Origin of the sequence: Kaistella sp. (assembly GCF_041824135.1) — a bacterium.
Classification (GTDB): domain Bacteria; phylum Bacteroidota; class Bacteroidia; order Flavobacteriales; family Weeksellaceae; genus Kaistella.
Map to the genome: position 1 here is coordinate 1 of NZ_JBGZYM010000040.1, position 4,303 is coordinate 4,303.

General features: G+C 27.8%; 4 protein-coding genes. 1 reads left to right on the forward strand and 3 read right to left on the reverse strand.

Translation table 11 applies throughout. The features are described from left to right. Positions 1 to 49: 49 nt before the first annotated feature. Positions 50 to 535 (forward strand): hypothetical protein, encoded by a 486-nt coding sequence (locus ACEYOS_RS04515; protein ID WP_373739057.1) that lies wholly within the window; start codon positions 50 to 52, stop codon positions 533 to 535. Positions 536 to 631: 96 nt separating this feature from the next. On the opposite strand, the gene ACEYOS_RS04520 is transcribed toward ACEYOS_RS04515, so the two are convergent. The 3 genes from ACEYOS_RS04520 to ACEYOS_RS04530 all read right to left on the reverse strand — a co-directional run. Beyond that, complete coding sequence (locus tag ACEYOS_RS04520; RefSeq protein WP_373784496.1) at positions 632 to 1,471, reverse strand: thiopeptide-type bacteriocin biosynthesis protein; 840 nt, start codon at positions 1,469 to 1,471, stop codon at positions 632 to 634. Next, complete coding sequence (locus ACEYOS_RS04525) at positions 1,468 to 3,663, reverse strand: lantibiotic dehydratase family protein (protein WP_373797521.1); 2,196 nt, start codon at positions 3,661 to 3,663, stop codon at positions 1,468 to 1,470. The genes ACEYOS_RS04520 and ACEYOS_RS04525 overlap by 4 nt, the downstream gene beginning before the upstream one ends. Continuing rightward, positions 3,664 to 4,303 (reverse strand): CocE/NonD family hydrolase C-terminal non-catalytic domain-containing protein (locus tag ACEYOS_RS04530; protein WP_373797522.1); only part of this gene is annotated, 640 nt, incomplete at its 5' end.

The window sequence follows — 4,303 nt, forward strand, 5'->3', positions numbered from 1 at the left end:
CTGCAGATGAACTAAAAAGAAAACGAAAAAAAATATTCAAAAGATAAAAATGGCGCAGAAATTAAAAACACAAGATTTAATGGAGGTTTTCAATAAGAATCTCAATGAAGTAAATCTAAAATTCGATTTGAATAAAGAAATAATTTCCACTCTTGATAAGAAATTGGAGCAGATTGAAAATTCATCTATTAAAATTGAATATAAACCACTTGGAACTGTAATTTTAGATAATGATAAAATGTTTAAGGAGCACAGAAGTGAATTATCAAATATATTTGAAAAACAGATTTCCATGATGAAAGTTGTTTCTAAAAAAGAAAGCAAATATCAATTATATTTTTATGGTGCTTTGACTATTCTTTTGTTTTTGTGTGCGGCAATTCTTTCTTATGGAATTGATCAATATCATGAAAAGAAAGCTGCAGAAAAGGAAATGAAATTCTATTCAAAAGAAGCATTCCGAAGAGATGAATATTTAAAAGAAAATAATTTGACCGAGAAGTATGAAAATTGGCTTGAAAGTAAAAGAAAGTGAAATTTAATGCGGTACCAATCTTTATAAGTTCGAAATCTATTTTATAGGAAGTAAAAATACAAATGAGTTGAATATTGATATTAACTTCACATATTTTTAAAGTCTCATAATTTCATTTTTGCTAAATTTATAATGTCGCCACAAATAATCATAAATAACCATTTCAAATAGACGTTGATTAGAAGTGAAAATTCGATTGATGTGCATGTGAAATATACTTTGGAAAAAATCTTCTAATTTTATTCCTTTCTGTGTATTAACTATATTAAGCAATGACTCATGACTTTGACGAATATTTAATATAATATGATCCTTCACTTCCTCAAATTCATTTGTATTGATGAAATTATGATAATTAGATTTAAAATCCCTGTACTTTTTAGACAATTGGCTGTTTAAGTTCTTGTCCGAATTGAACTCTTTCTTAAACGAATTATTATAATGTTCAATCCATTCCAACTTTCTTTCAGCAGGCAGTTTTATTTTAGATAGAATTTGATCAATATAAAACATGGTCACCATGATTTTTTCTTCGTCATCATAATCTAAAAAGTTTAAAATTAGTTTACTGCTTTGATGAAATAATTCTTCTGCAAACTCAATCGTTTCCTGTCCATATCGTTCAATTTCCCGTTTGTAAGAATCGATATTTATTGAGGAAATTTCCCCAGAGTCAATAAAAATTTTTATTTTATCATTAATAGCTTTAATAGCTGAACCGTAATGATTATTGTCTTTCAGATGAAGTCGTAGTCTCAAATGAGATTTGGGATCATGATACCGAATGAAAAACCATTTATGGATTAAATTATTTTCATCTAAATAGTGAACCAATGGAATTATTGCTTCTTCCAGAACAATATCAGAAGTTTTGATTCCAGAGTAGATTTTTATAAAAATCCATTCTGTTCCGGGGTTAAACTTTCTAATTGTCATTTTGGAGAACTTTTATAGATTGAAAAAATAAATTGATTTGTAAAATCGCTCTTTTCATATTTTAAAAATTCTTCAATTATTACCGTCTTTTCATCCTTAATAGAAGATAAAAACATCGTGAGCAAACCACTATTTTCTAAATTTATAAGCAAAGTATTATCAGATTTTATCCATTGAATCCATTCTGGAACCTGCCGCTTTTTCCTCCAATTTTTTACTTCATTCATCAATTGCTCTTTATCGTTCATTAAAGAAACAAAATGATTAATTTCTTGCAAACTAATTTTCCATTTCGCTTTGGAAAGTATAATATTTCTGTATTCTACTCTTGGAAAGAAATTATAAATATGGAATAATCCTCCCCAATGAAAAAGAAGACTGGAGCGGGTATCTTGAGTACTAAAATCAGATAAAAAATGATAAGTTGGTAGTGAATTGGTGGAGTAGTTATGAGCATTAGTAAGACAAGGAACAATTTCTTTGTTTAGTCTCTTTGAGCGTAAAATCAACTTATTATTTCTGATTGATAAATAGAGGTCATCAATAGAGATTTGACTTTCTTTAGGAAGTATAGAATTACCCAAATAAGGTATTTCAAAATCTCTTATTAGTGGTCTTCTTAAAATATTTCCAATTCTAGATTCAGGAAGATGTATAATTTCTGCTAAAATTTTGCTAGAATTTAACTCCTGTTCTTTTATTGAAATTTCTTTAACAAAATTTCTAATGTCTGATTTTTCTGAGCAGAATCTTCCCAATAATTTGCCAGCACTCCCGCTGCCGTGGTTCAGATATAATTTCTCTTGTCCACCTTCGGAAATAATTTCTGTCATAAAAGACATTGTTTCTTGCAAATCAACCCAGTTTTCATCAAAATCTTCAAGATCTTCATCCACAAGATTTATCAAAGTACATTTCTCCAATAATGCTCCCTGTAATTTTTGATTCAAAAGAATTTGGAAAGAATTTAGTTTAATTTCCAACTTTTGTTTCTGTTTTAACGATGGAATAATTAAATCTTCAACGTACGGATGAACTCCTAGGGTTGACAAGTCTTGCCGATATCCAATTCCGACTTCCGTATCCATAGCGTAAGACAATTGAATTTCTTCATTTTCAAATCTTTTGTAGAATGCTTTTTTAAAATCATTTAGATAGGACTGTTCACTTGCTTCTGTAATTTTATTTAGAATAGAAATCCCTTTTTTTAATTCTTTTTTCCACAAATAAGAAAGTTGGTTTTTTTGATCAAAATAAAGATCTGTCTGAAAAAGATAATTTTGATCATAATTTACATTTAACTTTTTTATAAGTTCTTCAATTTCCAAATAAACTAAATCCGGATTTCCAAAATGTAAATCCAGCGCTATCATTTTATTCTTAATTGAAATCAGAATTTCTTTTTCATTGCTTGCTTCTATTCTTTCTAAAATAAGTATCAAAATATCTAAAAAATCATCACCCGATACATTGGGTTCAAGTTCGCTGATTAAAACCTGATTGTCAATTAATTCTACTACATATTCCTGCACATCATCTTGGGAGAATTCATCATTAGTAAGTGTGGAAATTAGTTGGTCAAAAGTTTTCCCATCTTTTGAAAAATCCATGATGGTTTTAAGTTCTTCTGAAAATGGAGCGGATGAAATAATATAATCTCTTTTTCCATTTTTACTTTCATATTCTAGATATCTGATTTTTTTACCTATTTTGTAAATACTGCTATTTGGAAAAAAAAGAATGTTTTTTTTTATTTTAGGGATTGTGAGTAAATGTTGAGATAAAGCACCTAAAAAATGCATATCAAGTTTTGTGTCCCTAAACTTTTGAGATGTATTGACACACATTGTAGAATTTTCATTTCCAAATGTTCCCAAACCAACACCAGAAAATAATCCGAATGGAGTACACCTTGAACTCATTCTACTGAAGTATTTTAAAAATGTATTTATTAATCTCTGTTGTTCTTTTTTAGAAAATTGTTTTTCTTGCGAAATCCATTTAAAAAGTTCTTTATAAAGATTTGGAGAAGCTAAATAAATAGCTTCCTGAAGAAGAGCGTTGCTGAATATGTCTTTTATTTTATTTTCATCAAATTCTTCTTGCGAAAATAGTTTTTGAAAATGTCTATAGGATAAAATAGGAGCTCTTGCAACAAAATTATTAAAAAATTGATATGGAAATTGAGCCATTTAGTTTTGTGAAATTGGGATTTTTATATAACTATCATTATAAAACTTGATTTCCAATGGTTCTTTTGCATCTTCGATTGATTCTTTACTTACTTCTTTTCCTGATCCGTAATTTATCTCGAAGAAAGGATTTTTGTTAACACCAATTATTGTAACTAATCTGCTACCTTTTTCTATTTTTTTGCTTACAAATTCATTATTTTTTATTGAAATATTAGCTTTTTTATTTGGAATGAGTAATTTTCTTTTTTCAGGATTTTGGGAATAACTGGCTCTTCCTATATAGCTGGAAAGTAGTAAATATTTTCCGTCCGGTAAAAGTTCATATAGTTTTATATTAAGATCAACATCTTTTTTATTGACTGAAATTTTAAAATTCCCAGAAAAATTTCCAGAAAACTCAAATGGCTTCTCAAAAGTATTTGTTGAAAACGTTAAACTATTTTTATTATAAATTGTACCACCTAGAACTTTTAATTCTTGTTTTATTAATTCATCGGCATCACTTCTATCTTTAAAATTAATGTTCAGTTTTGAAAAACCGTTCTTTTTTGAGTTTGATTGAGATAAGACAAATTGATTATTCTGGTTTTGAAGATAAAACTTGAGTTGATATTCATCAAAATTTTCAATTGATGAC